We start from the raw sequence: 21,196 nt of genomic DNA, 5'->3' as shown, positions 1-21,196 counted from the left end.
AGGCATTGTCGATGCTGGATGCGGTGGTGCGCGTCATCGCCGGGCGTCGGCTCGGATCGCGGCTTAACGGCGTGGGTGGCGCGCAGCGAGCCGGGACCGGTATCGCAGTCGCGGCACTCGACGCGCCAGGGCGGGCAGCGCTGCGAGGGCGGCGCTGGCCTGTCAGGGGACTCGTCTACGTGGCCTCCTCGCGGGTGTGGTCGTGCGTGGTGAGCCGATGTCGGTGCGCTACACGGCCGTAGGGGGTCGGAAGCCGTTGATCGGGCGTTCTTCCCGGCGCAGCGCGGCGAGCAGCGCGGAAACGCCGCTGTTACGGATGGAGTGGCCGTTGCGGCGCAGCCGTCGGGCGAGGGCGTCGCGGCTGACGGTCTGGCCTTCGCGGGTTAGCTCGGCGCGGGCGGCGCGGGCAGCGGGCAGCAGCGGCACCAAATCTGGGGCGAGGTCTCTGTCAACCTCGTCAGCCTCATCGGGGTCGTCGTCGTGCGGATCGTTGTCAGGGTCGTGGTCGCCCCCGCCGTCGTCCGGTCGAGACCCACCTGCCGGGTGCGCGGCGGCATGGGGAATCTCGTCGGGGTGCGACGTGTCGGCGTCGATGTCGACGGGCGGGCGCTCGGGCGGGAAACTTGGAACGGCCGGCACGGCACCGCTGGTGCTCGACATCGGCTTCGCCGGTGCCGTTGCTGAGTGGGCGGTCGGGCGTGGTGTGTGCGGCGCCTCGGTCGTTGCCGGGTGTGGTGGGCGTTCGAGTTCGCGGCGGCGGGCGGCGAGTTCCACGAGGGAGACCGATGCGACGATGATCAGCCCATCCACCGACAGGGGCAGGAGATAGGGCACTGTGCCGGTCTCGCCGTAGCGGGCAACCACACCTGTCATGTGGTGGTAGCTGATCCAGGCGGCGATGGCGGCGATGATCGAGGCAGCGGCGACTCTCAGGACACCGAGTGCCCGCCGGTGCACAGGGACGCGGGTGACCAGCTCAACGGTGATCAGCAGAGCCAGGGGCGGCCACGCCGCGATGGCCTGGGAGATCGGGTTGGCTTGCGCGTGCAGGATGTTCGCGGTGACCGAGGCGGCCACACCGAGGGCCAGCGTCGCCCGCACCGCCCACTGCATCCGCCGGAGTTGGGTTTCGCTCATGGCCGTCCTCCGCTGGCCGGGGCGACGGGTCGGAGCTGCCGTTCGGCGACGCGGCGGGTGGCCTGGGACGGTTCGGCGTCGCCGAGGTCGGCGAGGCGTTCCTCCAATCGGCGCAGGGTGCGCCGCACGGCGTCGGGTCGCTGCTGCCTGCCGTGGATACGCATGATCCGCTGGCATAGCTCCTCGTTGACCGGGTCGAGTTCGGCAGCGCGTTCGAGGGCTTCGATGGCCTGGTCGGGGTGGTCGGGTTCGAGGATTTCGGCGATGCGGGCGTAGGCGGTGAGGATTTGGTGGCGGTAGCTGGTGGCGTAGTCGGTGGCCCAGGTGTGGTCGTGGCCTTCGGCGAAGTGGCCCGCGTACAGCTGGGCCGCCCGGCGTAGCGCGGCCAGCATCGTCGCTTCGTCGTCGGTGGTGGTGGCCTGGTCGATGGCGGTGAGCATCTGCCAGAGGTCCACGGTGACGGTCTCGGGGTCGAGCTGGTATCGGCCGGTGGCCGGGTCGTAGACGATGAACATGTGCTCCTCGTGGCCGGTGGCTGCGCGCAGCACCCGCCGGGCGGAGGTGACGTCGGTTCGGACGCGTTTGACGGCGGCGGCCGGGTCGGCGTTGGGGTGCAGGTCGGCGGCGAGCTGGTCGAGGGTGCGGCCGGCGGGGTGGGCGGCGAGTACGGCGAGCGCGGTGTAGGAGCCGCTGCGCATTCCGGTGGCGATCGGCCCGGCGTCGGTGGCGACGGTGACCGGGCCGAGCACCCGAAGGCGGACCAAGGCCGCCGCGTCCTCGGGCTGGACCGGTACCGCCTCGTTCGTCTCGACGGTCACCGCGGCCGGCGAGATCTCGGCGGGCGGGTCGTCGACGTCAGCGCCGGCCTCGGGGCGGGCTAGCGCGTCGGTGAGCATGGAGAGGACGGCGGCGAGGTCATCCGCGCCGAGGGTGGACAGCCGGGTCACCGGATGCGGTTCGTCGCCGGTGGCGGTGCCCTCGGCGCTGATCTCAACGGTGGGGATGCCATCGTTCGAACCGAGGATGACGGGGTGCAGGTCCAGGGCGGCGCGGTGGGTGGCGACGGCCTGGAGTCGGGCGGCGTGCCGAGGGCTGGACTCGATGAGCAGTACGTACGGCGGTTGCGTCTCGGCGTGGTCGGTGCGGGCGTTGAGGTCGGTGATCGTCTCGGCGTCGAAGGTGTCCAGCAGCCGGCGCCGGCCGATCATCTCCTCCTCGGCGTGGGTGACCGCCGCGGCGATGTCGGCGAGCACGACGAGGCGTTCTCCGTCGTAGGCGGTGCCATCGGGGTCCAGCCCGACCGCCGGGGCGTCCTCGGGTAGTAGCCGGGCGAGTAGGTCGGCGGTCGTGACCACCACTGGGCGGGCGGTGGCTGCCTCGACCGCGCCGCTGGTCAGGACGGACGCGAGGACTGCGCGGGCCGCTGGTACGGCTCCGTCGCCGTGCAGGGCGACGCCGGGACCGGGCAGGTGGAACAGGCCTATCTCGGTGCCGTCCGAGTCGACGCCGATGGGTGCCGCAACGGCGGGGCTGGCGGGGCGGTGGTCGTCGCCGCTGGAGCCGAGGTAGCGACTGCAGATGATGTCGACGGGGGCCAGAGACGGCGGCATCGGGGAGCGTTGCGGCGCGGTGCTCACCGATACCGGGAAGGCCAGCCGGGCGCGGCGGCGTCGTTGCAGGCGCAGCAGAGCGGCTACGGCGGCGATGGCGGCGGCCAGGCCGAGGCTGACCCAGCCCTGCGCCGGCAGCGTGACTCCGGCCTCGTCGGTCGGCTGGTCGTGAAATGGCTCGGTGTCCGGCCCGGGGGTGGCGACATCGGCCGAGTCGGCTGGTGCGCCTGGTTCGGCGGTAGGCGGTGAAGGGGTGCTCGGCTCCGGGGTGCCGGGGGTTGGGGTGGCTGTGGCCGGCGGCGCAGGCGGCGGCACGGCCGGAACGGTCTCGTCGGCCTCGGGCGCGGTGGCACCAGGGCTGCCGGACGGGGAGCCCTCGGTGTGGGGTGGAGTAGCTGCTGCTGCGGCCTCGCGGGCGGGAAGTGCGAGTACCCATCCAACGTGGATCTCGTCGGGGTCGGTGAGGGTGTAACCGTTGGCCTGCTCGTGTCCCCGGTTGAGTTTGTAGATCTCCCGCCAGCGGTGCGGGTCGCCGAGGTGCTTCTCGGCGAGGTCCCACAGGTTGTCTCCGGCGATGACACGGTGTGTCCCGCCGGGGGCGTCGCGTGCCCAGGACGGGACGGCGGGGCTGTCTCGGTGGGTGGCGAGCGGGAGGGTGGCGCTGGTGGCGGACACGCCGATGGTGAGCGCCGGGCGTGGGCCGTGCTGCACGTTCGGCGGGGCGGCGGGGTGTGCCGGGGCGACGACGGCTAAGGCCGGGCGGCGTGCGGCGGCATCGGCGGCAGCCGCACTCGCCGTAGGGGCGCTGGTGACGACGCGGGCGGCGTCGAACAGCACGGCTCCGACGATCGCGCCGACGAGGACAGCGGCGACCCACCGGATCGGGCCGCGTCGCCTCGCCGGTGGACGGGGCTGTCCGCGCCGGGTAGCCGACGCGGCGCCGGACATCTCGATGATCTCGATGGTGGTGTCGCGCAGGAACTGTGCCCACAGCACCCAGCCGATCGTGGCCAGCAGCGCGAAGACCATGTTGTCGGACCACGGGCTCGTGATCGCGGCGTGCAGGTCGGTCAGAGTGGGCACAGTGTCGGGCTGCGACCAGCCGATCCAATCGAGGGGCCAGCCGGCCGCGACGGTCAGCAGCCACGGCACCCCGGCGGTGAAGCCGGCCAGCACGGCGAGTGCGAGCAGGGCGCGCACGGTCCGGGCGATGGCGGCGAAGGTGCGGGACATGCGGAGTTGTCCTCTCCCAAGGTGCGGGTCAGGTGTTGGGGCCGGTGACGCCCTGCACGGCGGTGGCGCTGGCGGAGGCGGACACGTCAAGTTGCCGCACCCCGACGATCTGCAGGAGCTGGGTGCGACTGGCGCGGCGCACGGTCACGGTGACCGTGGTCGTGGTCGCGGTGGCCTCGCCAGTGGCGCCTGCCGAGGCCAGCCATGCCCGTGCGGCCGACGCGGCTCGGGCCGGGTCGAGTACCGCGACGTTGCGGGTGCGGTACTGGTACAGGTCGAGTTCCTGCGCCCCGGCCCTGGCCGCCGCCTGGGCGATGTCCAGGGCACGGACCTTCTGCGTGAGGGCCAGGCCGGCGTCGAGGACCAACCCGGCCACGGCGAGCAGGGCGACAATCATCAGGACCGCAAACGCGGTCACCTGGCCGGAGTCGTCTCCGGTGCGCTCGCGAAGCCGCCGCCAGCGGCCGGCATCGGCCTGCCTCACGACGCGCCTCCTCTCCACATGTCGATGGGGGAGGTTGCCGTTGCCCGCGTAGTGCGGGAGCCGGGCACGGACAGTAGGGCGAGGTCGGACAGGGGAACGGTGCAGGCCACGCTCACGGTGACCGCGCCGCCGGGACGCAGCCCACCGGTGGACACGGTGACGCTGACCTGCTCGCAGGTGACCGCTCGGGCGGCGAGGGTCTCCCGCGCGGTGCGATCGGCCTCGGCGCGTGCGGCAGCGTCAGTGCGGGCGAGCGAGGCGGACCGGGCCGCGGCGCTGGCGGCGGCGTCGAGGTCCATCTGTGCCGAGACCAACCTCCCGCACAGCACCACGAACAGCAGCACGGCCACCAGCAGCGGGGTAAGAAGAGCCGCCTCGGTGGTGCTCGCTCCCCGGTCGCCCAGGGCGACGACCTGCCGCAGCCGGAGGCGTCCGGCTCGCGCTCCGGCCCGGGTCATGGCGCGGCTCCGTCGTCGGGCACGAAGCGTTCGACGGGTCGTACGACGGTGGCGCGGACGGTCCACCGCACGCCAGGAACCACGGTCGCCGCAGTACCCGTGATCTCCGTGCGGACCTCGGTGGCAGTGCGGGTCACCGACACCGACGAGTGCTTGAGCACGCCGTCGCCGATGGCGGCGAGGGTCTGCTCACCCGCGTCGCGACCGTCGGCAGCGCTGGATTGGTAGCCGGCGGCGGCGTTCGCCGTCCGGGTCGCGGCGCTCTGGGCAACGTGGGTGGCGTGCATGAACACCCCGGCCTGGATGACGAACATGACGATGAGCAGCAGCAGCGGCATAGCGATGGCCAGCTCGGCGGTAGCGGCGCCCGCGTCGGAGCGGGCGGTCATGCGCCTCCACCGGGTGCGCAGCCGCCGGGCCGCGCCGAGCGCCGGGGTGGGCGGGCGCTCGGCGCGGTGGTCCCGGATGGTCGGCGGCATCGGTGTCAGCCGAGGTTGATGCTGTTGGCTTTGCTGGTGACCTTGACCGCGATGATGCCCAGGACCACGATCGCCAGGGTCACCAACACGGCAGTAACGAGGACGGCCTCGGTGGAGTAGCCACCGTCCTTGGTGTCGCGCACCGCCTGCCAGCGGTGCCGCAACTCGGCGGCGAGGTATGTGACGAGAGCGGACATTACGTGTTCCTCCAATGCGGTACGAAATCTTGTGGGTCTTCGGGATTGGTGAACTGGCGCGCCTCCTACAGCCCGCCGAGTACGGCAGCCATCGCGGGGTATCCGAGGAAGATCAGGAAGCCGGCGAACAGGGCGACGATGGGAAGAGCCATGCGTTCGGTGGCGGCGTTGGCCTCGCCCTCGGCATCGGTCAGTTGCCGGGCGCGTAGAGCGATGGCCCGAGAGCGCAGCGACGCGCGTACCTTCGCTCCCTCGGTGCCGGCCAGCCCGACGGTGGCGGCGAGCTGCTGCAACTCGGCGACCGCGACCCGGCGGCCGAGCGCGGCGAGGATGTCCCACGGCGGTACCCGGGCCAACCGCGCCTCGGTCAGCGCGTACCGCAGTTCGGTGTAGGCGGGACCGGAGCCAACCTGCGCCGCGTCGTCGAGCGCCTGGTCTACGCCGGCGCCGGACGCGAGGCTGATGACGACCAGATCCAGGAAGGACGACAGGGCGTCACGGAACGCGGCCCGGTGCTTGGCGGCCTCCGAGCGCACCGACAGTTCCGGGGCGAGGAAACCAGCCGCGCCGAGCAGCAGCGACGCGGCGGCGGGCATAGTCACGCCAACGGTGACCCCGGCCAAGGCGAGCAGCGTCGCGGCTGCCGGAGGCAGGAGAAAACCGAACACCGTCGCGGTCGCCTGCTCGGCGAGGTGCACGTCAACCGGCTTGTCAAGGGTGGCGAGGTCGCGGCGAGTACTGGCCAGGGGAAGGCCCGCCCGGCGTAGCCACCGCACAGCCGGGCGGCCCCACCGTCCGGTCCACCCCAAGGAGGTGGCCTCGGCGGCGTCAACGGCGCGGTCGAGCCCGTACGGGGCGTCGAGGGCCTTGTCCAACCGGGGCGGGCGGGGAAACCAGCCCACCAGCACGAGCCACAGGCCCGCACCGGTGCCGAGCCCGGCCAGCAATATCAGCCCGGTCATGTCGACACCGCCTCTGGTTCGGCCGGTGCGGCGACTCTTACCAGAACGCGGGCGGTGTCGCGGTCACGCATGAGCCGGCCGAGCCAGGCAAACGCTGATGCGAAGCAGCCACCAGCGGCCAGGAGCACGAGCTGGCCGGTCGCCGTGTCGAAGGGGGCCAGGTAGCCCCGGTTGAGCAGCGCCAGCAGCCCGGCCATGGCCAGGGTGGCACCGACGATGACTCGCGCCGAGGTGCGATTGCGTTTGCGGGCGGCGGCGATGCGGTGCCGAGAGGCGACCTTCGCCCGCGCGGACGTGGCTAGCTCTCCCAGCACGTCGCCGAGCTGCCCGGCGCTGCCCCGCGCGGCCATCACGAGCCCGGCGACCACGAGATCGGCGGTCGGGTCTTCCAGCTCGGCGGCGAACGCGCGCAGCGCGTCATGCAGCCGCCAACTGCGCTGCAGGCGCACCGCCAGGCGGGTCACCTCGTCGCGGATCGGCTCCGGGGATTCGATCGCGCTCGCCGTGATCGCCTGTTCCAGGCCCGCCGCGCCGGACAGGTTGTCCCGCAACGCCTCGGTCCAGGTGGCGATGGCCTCGATCCGTGCCACCCGGCGGGTGTGGTCGCGGTCCGGTCCGATGACCTGCGGCAGCATCCACGCCCCGGCCGCTGACAGGGCCGCCGCGACCGGCCAGCGGGTCACCACACCGACGAGCACACCCACAGCTAGGCACAGGGCTACCCGACGCCGGTCGACCGGCCCACGGGTCGAGGCGAGCCTCGACAGCCACGAATCGGTGTTGGAGTCGACGGGCCCGTTGTACCGGGGCGACAGGCCGATAGCCAGCAGGACCAACCCGAACGCGGTTCCGACCCCCAGCAGGGCGGCGAGGGGCACTGTCAACACCATCACGCCCACCCCCCACCCGGGGCGGTGCGAGCCTCATCGAGCAACCCGGGGTCGAAGCCGCACCCGGCCAGTGCCGACAGCAACCCGGTCGACGGCGGCGCACCCGGGACCGCCCGACCATCACGGTCAGGTCGAAAGATCTCGTTGCTGGACACGGCCAGCCCGTCAGCGCCGACCACCTCCCGCACCGAGGTCAGCGCCCGGATCCCGCCATCACCGGCGAACCCCAGGTGCACGACCAGGTGAACCGCCTCGGCGACAAGGAGGTTGGTGGTGGCCGGGTCGAGGCGTTCCGGTGCCTGCGCGGCGTAGAGCATGAGTTTGTTGAACGCCCCGGCCGACGACGAGGCGTGGATGGTGCCGAGCGAGCCGTCGTTGCCCTGCGACATGGCGTTGAGCATGGGGATGACTTCGTGCCCGCGGATCTCCCCGACGATGACTCGGTCCGGCGACATCCGAAGCCCCGAGCGGAACAACATGCTCATGTCGAGCGCGCCCTCGCCCTCGACGTTGGCCTCCCGCGACTGCAACGGCACCACGTCCGGATGCACGGCCTTGTCCGCGTCGAGCGCCAGCTCATAGGGGTCCTCGATCGTGACAATCCGCTCGCCCGGTGGGATCGCCGACGCAAGCGCTCGCAAAAGGGTCGTCTTGCCCGCGCCGGTACGCCCGGCGATGAGGACGTTCAGCCGCGCCCGCACCGCAGCGGCCAGCAGCTCCCGCAGCACGGGGTTGACGGTGCGGAGTTGCTCGAGATCGGCCAGGGTGACCTTCACGTAGCCGTGCCGACGGATCGACAACGCCGGACGCCGGGTCACCGACATGATCGCGTGCAGACGGGAACCGTCCCCAAGCTGCAGGTTCAACACCGGGGCCGCCCGGTCCCAGCGGCGTTCCTCGGCACCCTCGCCACCGGTCTCGGCGCGACCGGCGTCCGCCGCCAGGCGGCGGATCAGCTCCACCATCTCCGCATCCGAGTCAGCGATCGACCCGACCTGGGCGCGGCTGCCGTCGCTGTAGCGGACGAACACCTGGTCACAGCCGTTGGCGTTGACCTCCTCGATCCGTTCATCGTTGAGCAACGGTTGCAGGCCGCCCGCGCCGAGCAGCATGTCCGCCACCGCCCTGCCCACCCGCGACTCGACATCCGGGCGCAGCGGCGGACGTCCGGCGTTCATCTCCTCCGTGGCGTACGCGTCCAGAACCTCGTTGATCAACCGCCGGGTCGTCGCCGCGCGTTCCTCGGTGGGCATCGGCGAGCCGCTGGCCGTCTCGTGCGCCCGCGTGGCCCGGGTGAGCCGCTCGGCGGCATCCCGGCGGATGCGCCGCACCACCGTGACCTCGCCGGGCTCGCCGGACCCCGGGGTCGACAGGAAGGGGCTGGTCATGACGTCGCCTCCGTGGATACATCGGCGTGCGGGGCAGCCGCGACGGGCAGGTAGGGGGCGAGGTCGGTCCACAGCCGCGCGTAGGCGGCCATCAGAGGCAAACGACGCCAGCGCCGGCCGGCCACCAGTTCCCCGCCGAGCACCGCCGCCGCCCGACGGTCGTCCGGCAACGGACCGAGCACGGTCACCGCCTCCGGGTCGCGGGCCAACTCCTGCCCGACATGGGTCGACAGGACATCCGCCACATCCGCCGCCGAGTAGACGCCGCCCGCGCCGAGCAGGACGACCAGCCGACCCGCGCCCGCATCAACCAGCTCGCCCAGGTGCTCACGCAGATGGGCCACCCCGTCGGTGTTCGCCCGAGCCAGCACCAGCACCACATCGGCAAGCCGCAACAACGGCCACACCGGCGAGCCCAGCCCCAACCGGCCGCAGTCCGCCACCACCATCCGATCGGTCGCGCCCAGTACCGCCCGGCCACTACCGGTCAGCTCCGGCAACGCGGCGCGGGTCTGCGCTCCACCCGCCGGGGCGACCACCACCGGCACCCTCGCCTCCCGCACCGCCACCGGCTGCGACGCGGCGGCGAACACATCTCCCGGGCTCGCTGCGCCCCGCGCGGCGGCGGCCAGGTCCACCACGCTCGGCACCGCCGCCAACCGGTGCCGGCGCATCAGGTCTCCACCCGCCGGGTCGCACTCCACCACCACCGGCCGCGCCCACTCCGGCGCGACCGCGGCCAACCCGAGTGCCGTCGCCGTCGCTCCCGGACGACCCTTGACGTACGTCACCGCCACCAGTGGCATGTCAGTTCCCCTCAGGCGAGGTCTGCATGAGCACCACACCGCCGGACGGAGCCGCCGCCAACTGCGGCGCGTCGGTGGCTGCCAGCAGGAGCGTGATGACGGTCGAGCCCTCGCCATCGCCAGCGAGGTCAACTCCCAGCACCACGGCCGACAGTCGGGCCGGCACCGACCCGCTCGCCGCCGAGCTGGCCGTCGGAGCCGGCTGGCCACCGTCCGGCGCGGCCGAGACGTAGACGGACACTCGCGCCCCCGCTGCGAGCCCTTGCGGATACTGGCCCGGCTTCACCGCCACCGAGGCGGTCACCTGCCCGCCCGGCGGAAACGCGGCATCCCCGAGCAACTCCGGCGTCAGCAATGTGCCGGCCACCAACGGAACCACCGCCGTGCGACCGACCACCTCTACCGCTTGTGCGGCCGGGACGAGCCGAACCCCCGGGTCGCGGGCGGCGGAGACCTGCTTGAGGTCCGCAGCGGTGATTGCCTGCCCGGCCGCCACCGGCCGCGCAACCGCGAGTGCCTGGACACGATCGCCGAGCTGCGCCGCGCCGTAGGCATAGGCCAGCACGCACACGATGACCAGCAGGCCGCCAAGCGCGACGAACGGCAACCGGCGACGCCGCCGGGTGGCCCGCCATGGCCCACGGCCCGCACGGGCGGCAGTAGCCGTCGCACGATCTTCGAGACCTGTTTTTGGGCGCACGGAATCCAGCGCCATGACCTGTCCTCCTCGGGATGCGACGCTCGAACGATCTGGTTTGCTTGCTTAGCGCACGACCGCCTGCGACTCCTGGACCCGGGTCTGTAGCTGCCCGGTCGTGGTCAACCCCGGCACCGTGCCGGACTGCCCAGCCCCGGCCCAGCTCACCTCCCACGTGACCGTGACCGTCACCTCGTAGCTGCCCCGAAGCGCGCCGGCCGAAGACCGCCGATAGACGTGCCCGCAGTCAGGGGACGCCTTCGCCGGGTCGGTACCCGAGGTCCAGGTCGTTCCCGGACCGGTGCAGGCCACCACCACCCCGTCGCCCATCGACCAGCTCGCCTGCACCGGCCGCGCTGTCGCCGTCACACTGACGCCCGGAACCGAGGCCGTCGCCGACACCGACCGCCACGAATCGCGATCGAGCGCCAGCCACACCGGCAGGTTCACGAGCTGGTTACCTGGCGGGTTCATGCGGATGACGATCGTCGGCAGGTTCAGGCGCGCCCGCGCCTGCCGCGCTAGCACCGCCGGAGAGACCACCGGTGCAGCACCCGCGATCCACACCACACCGCCGAACGATGCAGGGGGTCCGTAGCAGGTCCGCATGTACCAGCCACCCTCACCCGCCGGCTGACCCCCGAGAGCCGCAACCGTCGAAGGTGACGGGTCAGCCGGCGTGTAGTAGCAACCGTCAGCTCCCGCGTAGGCCCCATCTCGCACGCAAGGAATTTCCTCACCACCCGGGTTGCGGCACTTACCATCACCGCCCTGGCCGCCACCATCACCGCCCCCCGGCTGACCCGGCTGACCCGGAATCCCCGCGTTCACATCGCATGCCGGACGAGGGTCGTCCTGGCTGCACTGCACACCCCCGGTGCCGCCGTCCGCGTAGACGGTTGCCGGCACTGCCAACAGGCCCGCAACCGCAAGAGCAGCCAGCACGACGCACTGGCGCAGGCCCGTCAGCATGTTCCCGCCTTGTCGAGGATGAACGAGCTAACCCTCCAGCCCTCGGCCGTCCGTTCCACAGTCGCGGTGGTCCGGTGCTTGCCTCCAGGTTCATCGTTAGCCAAACCGCCGGACGCCTTATGCTCCAACCACTTCTCGTCATTGACGCAGTCCAGAACTGTCACGTTCACGGGGTTCCCAGCCGGCGCCAGGTTCGTCACCTTCGGGTCGAGCACCAGCTCCCCGAGGATGACCTCCTTCTGCTCACGATTGGTGTACAGCGCGTTGACGATGAGCCTCAGTGCTTGACCAGAGGCGAAGCGGCGTACGTCGGAAGCATCGGGGTCCGACACCTTGGCCGCCTCAACGAACGCGTCCCACATGCCCCGATACGCGGTGAGCGCTTCCTTCTCGGCCACAGCGCTCGGTCCGAGGCTCGTGGTGGTCGCCGGGGTAATCGGCTGCGTCGTCGCCGCTGACTCGGCGGGCTCACCAGGGCTGCAAGCGGTGCAGAGCAGCACCGACCCACTGACGAGACAAGCCATGAGCTGACGGGTTAACACCTGCCACTACCTCCCCGAACTTGGCGGACAGCCCATGTTGGGTCACAGGCTGCGCGTGGCCAGACGCGGACGATGGCTCACCGGCTGCGTCAAGGTCACCACTCGTGTTTACACCTTCACCCCATGGTGATGTCTACGTGCGTACCTCTGGGTACGCGCGTGAAGCCGGCCCGAACTCACGCGCGGCGGAGCACGTACCTCGGCACAACTGCGGCTCGCATAAGGGGGCAAACGCCTCGTTCAGTGTCGTCCACCCGACAGATCCGCTAGTGCCGATAGCGGCTACGCTCCGAGAAATTGTGGTCGCGAGAAGGGCGGACCGAGATGGGCGGCCACGAACGCACGCAGCAGGCACTTGCCCTCTTGGGGCGTCACAGCACGTACGAGATCCTGTCCACGATGGATGCCATGGGCGGCACCGCAACCTTCGCGCAGATCGCTAACGCGACCCCCCGCCCAGCCGCGATCCTGCGAGCGATGGCCGCTTACGGCTTCGTGGTCAGCCTTAACGGCGGCACGTTGGACAGCGACCCCCGCGCCGAAACCCCCTTCAGCCTCACCGCGAAGGGGCAAGCGATCATGGGCCACCTGCTGCGCTTGCATCTCTGGATGGCCTCGCGCACCACATCGGCGCAGGATGCGGGCATCTCCCTCAAAAGCGCGTACACAGAGGACGCCTGAATCGCAAAGATTGCTACCGAGAGCCCCCGTTCGGGAATATGCGCTCCATCGTAGATGCTGCCAACCCTGGCTAGATCTCTCGCTGAGGGTGGCCCTACCTGCATAGACTGTGCCCTTCTTGCAGCGCTCTCGGATTCGGGGGAGGTGGGTAGCGCTGATGGAGGAAGTGCAGGAGCTTCTGAACCTTCTGGCCAAGCGGAAGCTCTCCGTGGCGATTCTGACAGCTCTCCACGACGGACCACTTCGCTACACCACGCTTCAACACGTGGTGTCGCGGGTCAAGGACGAGCCCGTGCACTCACGCACGCTGACCGACACCCTGAACTACCTCTGTGCCCAACAACTCGTCGAGCACCAGTACCAAGGCGCGGACTACAGGCTCACCGCCGGAGGTCAAGAACTTGTCGATCTCCTTGCCGAGATCAGACGGTGGGAACGGCAGCACCGCGTCAGCGACGACCGGTAGCCGGGTCGGGTGAACAGTCTCGCGACCGTTGGGCTCGGCATCTCAGGCGCCATCGTCGGAGTGCCGCTGGCGGCCGTCGCCTACGGCGTGCAAGCCTCCGGACCGGTCCGGATACCCGAACGTTGGTGGCTTGGCGGCGCGGCACGTCCCAGCGTCGTCATCGCCACCGCCGTCTGCACGGGGGTTGCCGCCGCGATCGTTGGTGCCGTAATGCCGCCGACCGTCGGCCTTCTTTTCTACGCGATCTTCGCTGTCATCGGCGTCGGGCTGGCAATCATCGACGTTCGTTCCCGAAGACTGCCCCATTGCCTTACTGGGGCGCTGTGGGCCTCGTCGGGCCTGTATTTCGTCGTTGCAGCCCTCTCCAGCGGGGAATTCGGACCCCTTGGGCGAGCGGCTGCCGCAGGCATCGCCACAGTCACCGGCATGCTCGTGATCGCCTTGTCCCTGCCAGGTCAGCTAGGGCTGGGAGATGTTGCGTTCGCGGGAGCAATCACCTTCAACCTTGGCTGGTTGAGCTGGTCAGCCGCGGGGCTCGGCCTCCTCACCGGACTGATCCTTCACGGCGCTTTTGCTGCCACATTTAAGCATTGGAGAGCCGGGTATGCCCTCACTCCAATGGGACCAGCCCTGATGGTTGGATGGCTCTTAACGGTCGCGCTCGGATGGCACGCCTTCGTGCTGACCGTCTAATTTCATCAGCTGTTCCGCGAACGTCTCTACATCACGCTCCGGAGATCAGCCATTGCGCGCCGAATGACTTTTTGAGCTTCGACCCCAATCACGGATTCACTGAGCAGGCGATCCATCACCACCGAGTACGCTGCTGCTTCTTCGTGATGGAACATGTACTCACCGATGAAGGTCTCGACTATGGCGAGTTGAGGGCCAAGCAGAAGGAACGAGTTTTGAGGTGCGATCGAGAGTTGCCGTCCGAACGGCAGGATGCCCAGCGTGACATGTTGCATGTCAGCTAGGTGGATGAGCCTGTCTAGCTGCGCAAGCATGTCTAGCGGAGGGCACAATAGAAGTCGCAGCGCGGCTTCTGAAATCACAAATTCGAAAGTTTTCGACGTGTCATAGAGGGCCTGCTGTCGAGACATGCGGCGAGCTGTTGCGGAATCCACGTCGCCGGGGTCGGCACCGTGAAGTCGCACGCCTTCCTCGATTCGACTTCGAGCGTATCCAGGTGTCTGTAGTAGGCCGGGAATGTAGATGATCTCCGCGTTGCGAACGAGTGTCGCCCTACTGACCAGTTGGTCGTAGTTCTGCTGGATCGCGGTCTGGCCGAGCCGGACTTGCTGCTTCCACTCCTGGTGCAGGCCCTGAGCCTCGGCGAGAAGCGTCCTGAGCGTGGCGCTCATGACGTCAGACGCATGGCAGATGGTTATCCAGCCATCGAGATCGTCGTCGGTGGGCATCTGTTTGCCGGTCTCGATTTTTGAGACCTTGGATTGTGTCCAGCCCAACTGGCGTGCCATTTGGGCACCCGTAAGGCCGGCGCTGCGACGAAGCCCACGCAGATGTCCGGCCAATCCGCCGGGCCGTCGGAGCCAATCCTCAATCGAGTCCACTGTCAGGAACTTTTCTTCGATGCCGGGTATGCCTCGCCCGGATTAGCCGATGTGGGACTCGGAACTACTGTTCTGTAGGGCGAGACGCCACCAGTGAATGTGCTGATTTACGACCGTTGGATCTGTGACTATCTCGCCTCCAAGCGGCTCGCCTCGATCGCTGAACCGCATCACGGCAAGGCGTTGTGAGTCAAAGAGCCACCAGTCGTCCTTGATTGGCAGGTCGATGCTCTCAGCTTTACTTCTGGGTATGTAGCGGATGACCTCGCCAGCGGCCGAGTTGAACTGGCCACTCCAGATCTCCCACCGTTGATAGTCGGTCGGAGGTTCGTTGAGGACGCGGACTCGTTCGACCTTCCGTCCCTGGGAGGTCACAGAACGAATTTGATCTAGCCATGCAGCATAAAACTCAAATTCGGTCACGGGACGCGGCTCACCGGCGAGGAACTCGTCTATCGACTGCTGTTCCTCTGCTACCTGGTAGACAGGTTGCACCTCAAGCCTGAATGCCGTTGAGGTGAAGTAGCGGAACAAATGATTGAAGTCGTCGCCGGTGAGCTGCTCGGGCATGGTCAGGATTCCCGCGCCACGATGCCTGCGATGACATCGGCAGGGACCTCGATGGCCGTTTCGTTCTCGCCGAGATCACGGAGGTTGGCGCGCGTCGCCTCGTCCAGCTGCCAGCCCTGGACTACATAGTTTCCGTTCTCGGCGCGGTACAGCGCGGGGCAGTTGCCTGTACCGCTTTCGCTCCACTTGCGAATGAACTCGAGTTGCATGTCGTCGCACCTCTCCCTCACCGCGCCGCTCCCGTCGTAGCGCGTGCGCAGGAGGATGCTCGCATACCCTCGAATTATTCGCAATATTCGAGGGCCCTGGCAGGGCTGGTGTGTGCCGGTGCAGCCAAGGGCTGGGCTCGCTGGCACTACTCGGGGGAGTAGTTCCTTGGCCCTAAGCGGCTGAGGTCAGGCCAGCCCGATGTGTGCTCACCGATGCCCTGGGACACTAGCCAAGAACTCAAGCCACGTCTTGCTGTCGAAGACCAGCGCGGGGCCTGCGGGATCCTTCGAGTCCCGGACGGCGACGCAAGGGCCAAGGTTCGTCGCAACCTCGACACAGCCTCCGTTGTCCTGGGAACGCCTGCTCTTGCGCCACCGAGCGCCGGACAGATCGGGTTTCAACGTTCACTCCTCGCGAAATCCTCGTACTGGTGGGCCACGGCCTCGATCAGCCGGGCGGACTCTTGCTTGCTGAGAGCGGAAGCGGTCATGTGGTTGTACGCAAGGTTGCAGCGATCCAGGTCGTCGGCCTTCTCCAGGTAGAGATTGCCCGCCTGGCACTCTACGTAGACCACGGGGCTGTGCAGGCGATCGTCGAAATCAAAGATAGTCATCGCGCCACGAGTGCCGGGGTACCCCCCGTTCTTGAAGGGCACCACCTGCACCGTGATCCACTGAGGCATGGCCAGTAGGTGCTTGAGCTGGGCAGCCATCACGTGAGAGCCGCCGACCTCACGGCGCAGGACACTCTCGTCCAGGATGGCCCATATCTCTGGAGGGTCGTCGCCGAGCAGCTTTTCCTGCCGTTCCATTCGGATCCGCACCTGTCGCTCGCGCTGGCCGTCGTCCGCGATGAGGGCGACGGTGCCGGCGATGGCGCGGGCATACTCCTCGGTCTGCAGGAGGCCGTGGATGACCATCGGTTCATAGGCCCTGATTCTGGTCGCCGCACTCTCGATGCCGAGGAAGGTCGCGAAGGGGGCAGGCACCGCCCCAAACTTTGACCACCATCCACGTTGTTTCCCAAGCTTCTGCAGCGCATACAGCTCGGTGCGCAGCTGCTCGTCCGCCACATCGTAAGTAGTGAGCATCAACTCCAGCTCGGCCCGTACAACGCCGACCTCGCCGGCCTCGATCTTCTGAATCTTGCTCACAGAGCAACCAAGGCGGTCTGCGATCTGACTCTGGGATACGCGCGCCCCCTCGCGCAGAGCGCTGAGTTGCTCGCCGAGCTGCCACCTCGGGATGGTCGGGCCGATTGGCCTGGGCATGGGGCTCCTCCTTGGGGCCAGCAGCATCGCGACGTCTGGTGCTCCCGACCCAGTGCGACACCACAGCACGGCTCGTGGAGCGTACATCCCCTGGGCAGCGATCCGGAGACACAAAGTTACATCAGAAGATTGACATCCCTAGTGCAGAATGCCACGCTGCATGCGGAGAATATATTCTCCGCATGATGCCAGCGATGGCCAATTGCCTGGTCAGGAGGGAGCTGGGGATGAAGGTCCTAGCGGGAGACTGCAGGTCGCACGTAACAGGCAAGGTGCCGCCTCGTGGCTGACTTGGGACTGTCGCTGGCGGTCACCCTCGCGGCGCATGATCGCGCAGCAGATCACTTCTGGTCGTTCATGGAGGACCGGGGCGTTCGGTTACTCCCGCCCCCGGCTGCGCCGATGTTCTTCTCAACGCTTGGGCAGCTGATCGCGAATCGGGGTGATCCTGCCGGTCGGCGTGCTGCCGTGGCCGTGTTGGGTCGAATGTATCGGCGTTTCGAGCTACAGCCGTATCACGCTACGGCCATTGCGGCGGCTTTGATCGGTACCGTGCGCCGGTTCGCAGGCGACGGCTGGGAGCCCGAGCTGGCGAGTGATTGGGAGCGGGGTTGCCGCCGGGCGCTTCGGCTCGCGGAGCGAGCGGCGGGGGCGCTGGGCGATGGTCCGCACGTGACGCCCGGCGAGGTGGAGACGTACGAGGCGGTCTCTGACGGCGTAGCGGTGTTGACTGTCCGGCCGATGCGGCGGCTCAGGTACATGCCTGGTCAGGCGATGCCGGTTTGTACGCCTCGACTGCCCGGAATGTGGAGGTGGTATTCCCCGGCCAACGCTCCGCGCCCGGATGGGCGGGTGGAGTTTCACGTCCGTGCCGTCGCCGGAGGTGTGGTATCACCCGTGCTGGTCGATCGGGTAGCACCTGGGGACATGTTGTGGCTGGGGCCGGCTTGCGACGTGGGACTGTCACTGGAGGCCGCCGGTGACGCCGACCTGCTGTTGGCCGCTGGGGGCACGGGGCTTGCGCCGCTGCGGGCTCTGGTCGAACAAGTCGCCGCGTCGCCAAGCGGCCGTCGGGTGACGTTGGTGGTGGGGGCGCGGACCCTACTCGACCTTTACGACGCGGTCGCGTTACACAAGCTTGAGCAGGCACATGGTGACTGGCTCACGGTTGTGCCGGCTCTCTGCGATGACCGTGATGTTGAGCCAGCCGCGCAGGGCGATCTGCTCAGCATGGCCCTATATCTCCATAAGCCAGGGCAGGCGTTCTATGTCTGCGGCCCGCCGCAATTGATCGAGGCGGCGCGGAAGCGACTGCCTTTCGCGGGGGTTCCCACGGACAGCCTGCACCTCGCCGCGACCTTTCAGCGCGCACTCGATTCGGCGCTATGGGGGTCTCGCCGCGGCTCGCCGGACACCGCCTACCTGGCGTCCGCGCTGCGGACGGCCGATGACGGTAGCGGGCTCGGCCTTTACCTGAGGGATGCGCGATGAGGCTGATGGAGGCGGCGGTCCGTTGCGCGACCGACGAGGACGTCGACGCCTTGTCCATGGTCCTAGCTGACGCGCTGATGGCCCAGACCCTGGGTGTGTGGCTGGTACCAGCTCGGGCCAAGCGTCCGGCGGTTGTGCGTCGCTACGCGCGGCTTGTGTTGATGCAGGGGCTGGAGCATGGCCGAGTCGATATGACCGGCGATCGTGCGGCGGTCGCGGTTTGGTATTCGCGGCTGGAGCCATCACCGCCGGCCGCGCCTTGGATGTACGACCTGCACCGGCTCCTCGGCCCGCACGCGGCCCGATTCGCCCTGCTACACGCATACGTCGATGGGCTGCGTCCACACCGCCCGCACCACCAGCTCGCTCACGTCGCGGTCCGTCCGGGGCACGAGGACGCCGCACGGGCGTTGCTGGCCACCCACCACCAGACCCTGGACCTCGCGGGGCTGCCGTCGTGTGCGGAGTACAGCAGCGACCGGCCCCGAGACGGACTGCTCGCGCGAGTCGGTTATCAACCGCGCTCGCCGGTCCTGCTTGCGCCAGGAGGTCCCGTCTTGTGGCGAATGTGGCGCCCTCAACCCGGCGACGAGCAGCCCTGCGGAGCGGCTGGCGGTGGACTTCCGCCGCGAGTCCGCCTTGACCGCACCGCGACTCCTTTCCATGGCCGCGTCCTCCCGGCTGCGCCGCGGCGTTTTCCCTGAGAACCCAGTAAGGCACGGATTCATTACCTGCTGGCGGCGACGTCTCGACCGGCGGGCCACTTCATCACGCCCAGATACCGAAGGAAGGCACCCCTCATGCTGACCCGAGCCACTCAGCCCACCACCGCACTCCGACCACGAGGTCCCGCCTTATGGCGGTGGGTGACAGTCGGAATCGGCATGGCCAGCACCAGCACCGACACCGACACCGACCTCACGCTCACGGACGACGTGACGTCGACCGAGTACGCGTGGGGGTACGCCGTCCGGCGTGAGTGGCCGGGCGGGACCCACGACCTGTTCGGGTTCACGCCTGACGCGGACACTGCGATCCGCCGGCTCGACCGCGACCGGAGCTTCTGGCGCGGCGGTCCGGTACGGCCGATGGCCGTGTACGTCGTGCCCGCCAACGCCGCCGATGTCGACTCGCATCCGGTGGATGGCTGCCGCATGGTGGGGTGCCCGGACTCGCCGGAGCGGGGGCAGCGGTGAAGTCGGCGCAGGTGCAGGTGGGTCTGGCGCGGCGGACGCTGACTCCGTTCGGGTTGTGGATGTTTGGAGCGGCGGCGTCGGCGCCCATGGTGGTGCTCAGCGGAGGCATCGTCGCCACGTATGCGACGACGAGGGTGACGGCCCTGCCTCTAACCTTCGGGTTGGTCGCGGGCGTTGTTGCGGTGCTCGCGGTGGGGTACGCCGCGATGGCTCGCCAGCTGGGGCATCCGGCGGCCTATTACGGGATCCTCGCGCACGGGCTGGGCCGTAGTTGGGGTGTCGCTGCCGGCATGGTCGCGCTGGTGGCCTACAACGCCATCCAGATCAGCCTGTACGGGCCGTTCGGCGCGACGATGGCCGACCACCTCGGCGGCACCTGGTGGGTGTGGGCGGGCATCGCCCTGGTCGTCGTCGGGGTGCTCGGTGTACGGGCGATCGTGCTGTCGACCCGTGTCTTGGCCGTCGTGCTGGCGGTGTCGTTGCTGATCGTCGCGGCGTTCGTCCTCGCCGGGGTAGGGCAGCCGGCGGCTGGTGGGGTGTCCTGGACCGGCTTTCACGCCTCAGGGCTGGCGGTGAGTGGCATCGGCGGTGCTGTCGCCTTCTGCGTAGCCGCGCTCATGGGGTTCGACGCGCCGGGGTCGTTCGTCGAGGAGGCCGTCGACCGCCGGTCGGTTGGCCGGGCCACTGTTGACGGGGTACTCGTCCTCGGCGGGGTGTACGCCGTCGCGGCCTTCGCGATGGGGGTGGCGGTCGGCCCTGACGTCGTTGCGGAGGTGGCTGCTGATCCGGCGTCCGGGTTGCCGTTCTCGGTCCTGTCGCGTCTGGGCGGCTGGTGGGCGGCCCTCGCGAGCGTGGTGTTGATCTTCGCGATCGTCACGTCGATGCTGGCGTTCCATGCGGTGCTCGCCCGGTACGTGTTCGCCATGGCCCGGGAGAAGGTGCTGCCCGCCGGTCTCGCAAAGACCGGCAGCGCGACGCGGGTTCGTGCGCCACGTGGCGGGTCGCTGACGCAGACGAGCGTTGCGGCGGTTGTGGTGGGCGCGTTCGCGATCAGCGGCGCTGACCCCATGGCGGTGATGTTCACCTGGTTGTCGACGTTGGGGGCGGTGGGCCTGCTGTGCCTGCTGCTGGCGGCGTCGGTGGCCGCGATGACGGCACCGGCCAGCGTGCGCGGCCCGCAGGCCGGCGCGTGGGAGTGGCGGCTCGCGCCCGCCCTGGGCGTGCTCGGCGGGTCGGTGGTCCTGGTCCTGATGGTGGGCAACGTCGGGTCTCTGCTCGGTGCCGCGCCTGGGTCGCTGTACCCGTTCCTGCTGCCGGCGATCCTTGCCGCCGCTGCCGTCGGGGGCGGGTTGTGGGCCGGGCATCTGCGCCAGGCCCGCCCGGAGGTCTTCGCCGGCATCGGCCGTGGCACACCGAAGACCCACGCCGTGCCCGACACCATCAACGTCTCGATCTGACAGGGGCCACCGATGAAGACTCACGCGGCCATGCCTCCACCGGGCAGGCACCACGGCGTCGATCCCCTGGACCCGCGCTGGCAAACCGGCCACCCACAGGCGGCACCCCCCGCTAGCCCTCCGGAGCCTCCGGGCGTTATGCCGCCGCCCGGCTACGGCGCGGCCCGCGTCCCCGCCGACTACCACCGGACGCACGACACGGCAATCCCCCCAACCCAGCCCTCACCATCATCGGCTTATGGGCAGCACCAAGCTGATAGCAGAGTGCCGGCTGAGGCCCGCATGGTGGAACTGCGCTGGGCTGACCTGCGCACACAAGTCGTGTACCGGTCTAGGGCCTGTCCTGTCGATCATGGAAGCCAGATGATGGCGGCGATGAGGACAAGGCTGGCCCGGTAAAGGGATGCTCGTTTGGCGTAGCGGGTG

General features: G+C 69.1%; 24 protein-coding genes. 6 read left to right on the top strand and 18 right to left on the bottom strand.

The window, feature by feature from the left end:
* Positions 1-228 precede the first annotated feature (228 nt).
* The 13 genes from ABZU91_RS06500 to ABZU91_RS06440 all read right to left on the bottom strand — a co-directional run bounded on the left by ABZU91_RS06500 (position 229) and on the right by ABZU91_RS06440 (position 11,711).
* Positions 229-1,137, bottom strand: a complete 909-nt coding sequence (locus tag ABZU91_RS06500; RefSeq protein ID WP_355234890.1) for a DUF2637 domain-containing protein — start codon at positions 1,135-1,137, stop codon at positions 229-231.
* Positions 1,134-3,980: a BTAD domain-containing putative transcriptional regulator gene (locus ABZU91_RS06495; protein WP_355234887.1), complete on the bottom strand. Its 2,847-nt coding sequence runs from the start codon at positions 3,978-3,980 to the stop codon at positions 1,134-1,136. Before ABZU91_RS06495 ends, ABZU91_RS06500 begins: the two co-directional genes overlap by 4 nt.
* Positions 3,981-4,008: 28 nt before the next feature.
* Positions 4,009-4,464 (bottom strand): pilus assembly protein TadG-related protein, encoded by a 456-nt coding sequence (locus tag ABZU91_RS06490; protein WP_355234884.1) that lies wholly within the window; start codon positions 4,462-4,464, stop codon positions 4,009-4,011.
* On the bottom strand, positions 4,461-4,922 hold the full coding sequence (locus ABZU91_RS06485; RefSeq protein WP_355234881.1) for a TadE/TadG family type IV pilus assembly protein: 462 nt from the start codon (positions 4,920-4,922) through the stop codon (positions 4,461-4,463). The genes ABZU91_RS06490 and ABZU91_RS06485 overlap by 4 nt, the downstream gene beginning before the upstream one ends.
* Positions 4,919-5,311, bottom strand: a complete 393-nt coding sequence (locus tag ABZU91_RS06480) for a TadE family protein (RefSeq protein ID WP_355235735.1) — start codon at positions 5,309-5,311, stop codon at positions 4,919-4,921. The genes ABZU91_RS06485 and ABZU91_RS06480 overlap by 4 nt, the downstream gene beginning before the upstream one ends.
* A gap of 95 nt (positions 5,312-5,406) precedes the next feature.
* Positions 5,407-5,598 (bottom strand): hypothetical protein, encoded by a 192-nt coding sequence (locus ABZU91_RS06475; protein ID WP_018803909.1) that lies wholly within the window; start codon positions 5,596-5,598, stop codon positions 5,407-5,409.
* A gap of 65 nt (positions 5,599-5,663) precedes the next feature.
* Entirely contained in the window at positions 5,664-6,560 is an 897-nt protein-coding gene (locus ABZU91_RS06470; protein ID WP_355234878.1) for a type II secretion system F family protein, read from the bottom strand.
* Positions 6,557-7,459, bottom strand: coding sequence for a type II secretion system F family protein (locus ABZU91_RS06465; protein ID WP_355234875.1), 903 nt, complete (start codon positions 7,457-7,459; stop codon positions 6,557-6,559). Before ABZU91_RS06465 ends, ABZU91_RS06470 begins: the two co-directional genes overlap by 4 nt.
* On the bottom strand, positions 7,450-8,838 hold the full coding sequence (locus tag ABZU91_RS06460; protein ID WP_355234872.1) for an ATPase, T2SS/T4P/T4SS family: 1,389 nt from the start codon (positions 8,836-8,838) through the stop codon (positions 7,450-7,452). Before ABZU91_RS06460 ends, ABZU91_RS06465 begins: the two co-directional genes overlap by 10 nt.
* On the bottom strand, positions 8,835-9,644 hold the full coding sequence (locus ABZU91_RS06455; RefSeq protein ID WP_355234869.1) for a hypothetical protein: 810 nt from the start codon (positions 9,642-9,644) through the stop codon (positions 8,835-8,837). The genes ABZU91_RS06460 and ABZU91_RS06455 overlap by 4 nt, the downstream gene beginning before the upstream one ends.
* Position 9,645: 1 nt before the next feature.
* Entirely contained in the window at positions 9,646-10,251 is a 606-nt protein-coding gene (locus ABZU91_RS06450) for an SAF domain-containing protein (RefSeq protein WP_355235732.1), read from the bottom strand.
* Between the two features lie 156 nt (positions 10,252-10,407).
* Complete coding sequence (locus ABZU91_RS06445; RefSeq protein ID WP_355234866.1) at positions 10,408-11,313, bottom strand: hypothetical protein; 906 nt, start codon at positions 11,311-11,313, stop codon at positions 10,408-10,410.
* Positions 11,307-11,711, bottom strand: coding sequence for a hypothetical protein (locus tag ABZU91_RS06440; protein ID WP_355234863.1), 405 nt, complete (start codon positions 11,709-11,711; stop codon positions 11,307-11,309). The genes ABZU91_RS06445 and ABZU91_RS06440 overlap by 7 nt, the downstream gene beginning before the upstream one ends.
* Positions 11,712-12,179: 468 nt before the next feature.
* On the opposite strand from ABZU91_RS06440, the gene ABZU91_RS06435 reads away from it, so the two are divergent.
* The 3 genes from ABZU91_RS06435 to ABZU91_RS06425 all read left to right on the top strand — a co-directional run bounded on the left by ABZU91_RS06435 (position 12,180) and on the right by ABZU91_RS06425 (position 13,695).
* Positions 12,180-12,536: a hypothetical protein gene (locus ABZU91_RS06435; RefSeq protein WP_355234860.1), complete on the top strand. Its 357-nt coding sequence runs from the start codon at positions 12,180-12,182 to the stop codon at positions 12,534-12,536.
* A 157-nt stretch (positions 12,537-12,693) separates the two neighbouring features.
* Complete coding sequence (locus tag ABZU91_RS06430) at positions 12,694-13,002, top strand: winged helix-turn-helix transcriptional regulator (RefSeq protein ID WP_355234857.1); 309 nt, start codon at positions 12,694-12,696, stop codon at positions 13,000-13,002.
* Positions 13,003-13,011: 9 nt separating this feature from the next.
* Positions 13,012-13,695 (top strand): prepilin peptidase, encoded by a 684-nt coding sequence (locus ABZU91_RS06425; protein WP_355234854.1) that lies wholly within the window; start codon positions 13,012-13,014, stop codon positions 13,693-13,695.
* A 26-nt stretch (positions 13,696-13,721) separates the two neighbouring features.
* Here the strand turns inward: ABZU91_RS06425 and ABZU91_RS06420 are convergent, their stop codons facing one another.
* The 5 genes from ABZU91_RS06420 to ABZU91_RS06400 form a co-directional block, all read right to left on the bottom strand.
* Positions 13,722-14,576: a helix-turn-helix transcriptional regulator gene (locus tag ABZU91_RS06420; RefSeq protein WP_355234851.1), complete on the bottom strand. Its 855-nt coding sequence runs from the start codon at positions 14,574-14,576 to the stop codon at positions 13,722-13,724.
* Positions 14,577-14,618: 42 nt separating this feature from the next.
* Positions 14,619-15,146: a DUF6879 family protein gene (locus tag ABZU91_RS06415; RefSeq protein WP_355234848.1), complete on the bottom strand. Its 528-nt coding sequence runs from the start codon at positions 15,144-15,146 to the stop codon at positions 14,619-14,621.
* Between the two features lie 2 nt (positions 15,147-15,148).
* Positions 15,149-15,355 carry a hypothetical protein gene (locus ABZU91_RS06410; RefSeq protein WP_354945072.1) on the bottom strand — a complete coding sequence of 69 codons (207 nt, stop codon included), beginning with the start codon at positions 15,353-15,355 and terminating at the stop codon, positions 15,149-15,151.
* Positions 15,356-15,562: 207 nt separating this feature from the next.
* A complete protein-coding gene (locus ABZU91_RS06405) occupies positions 15,563-15,757 on the bottom strand; it encodes a DUF397 domain-containing protein (RefSeq protein ID WP_355234845.1) in 195 nt (64 codons plus the stop codon).
* The gene (locus ABZU91_RS06400) at positions 15,754-16,626 is read right to left on the bottom strand and encodes a helix-turn-helix transcriptional regulator (protein WP_355234843.1); all 873 of its coding nucleotides are present in this window, start codon (positions 16,624-16,626) and stop codon (positions 15,754-15,756) included. The genes ABZU91_RS06405 and ABZU91_RS06400 overlap by 4 nt, the downstream gene beginning before the upstream one ends.
* Positions 16,627-16,908: 282 nt before the next feature.
* On the opposite strand from ABZU91_RS06400, the gene ABZU91_RS06395 reads away from it, so the two are divergent.
* The 3 genes from ABZU91_RS06395 (at position 16,909) to ABZU91_RS06385 (ending at position 20,770) form a co-directional block, all read left to right on the top strand.
* Positions 16,909-18,117 (top strand): FAD-binding oxidoreductase, encoded by a 1,209-nt coding sequence (locus ABZU91_RS06395; protein ID WP_355234841.1) that lies wholly within the window; start codon positions 16,909-16,911, stop codon positions 18,115-18,117.
* Between the two features lie 884 nt (positions 18,118-19,001).
* A complete protein-coding gene (locus ABZU91_RS06390) occupies positions 19,002-19,313 on the top strand; it encodes a hypothetical protein (RefSeq protein ID WP_355234838.1) in 312 nt (103 codons plus the stop codon).
* Positions 19,314-19,324: 11 nt separating this feature from the next.
* The gene (locus ABZU91_RS06385) at positions 19,325-20,770 is read left to right on the top strand and encodes an APC family permease (RefSeq protein ID WP_355235729.1); all 1,446 of its coding nucleotides are present in this window, start codon (positions 19,325-19,327) and stop codon (positions 20,768-20,770) included.
* Positions 20,771-21,196 lie beyond the last annotated feature (426 nt).

Source organism: Micromonospora sp. NPDC005174 (genome assembly GCF_040608495.1).
Classification (GTDB): domain Bacteria; phylum Actinomycetota; class Actinomycetes; order Mycobacteriales; family Micromonosporaceae; genus Micromonospora.
This window is presented reverse-complemented; position numbering and strand designations above follow the sequence as displayed.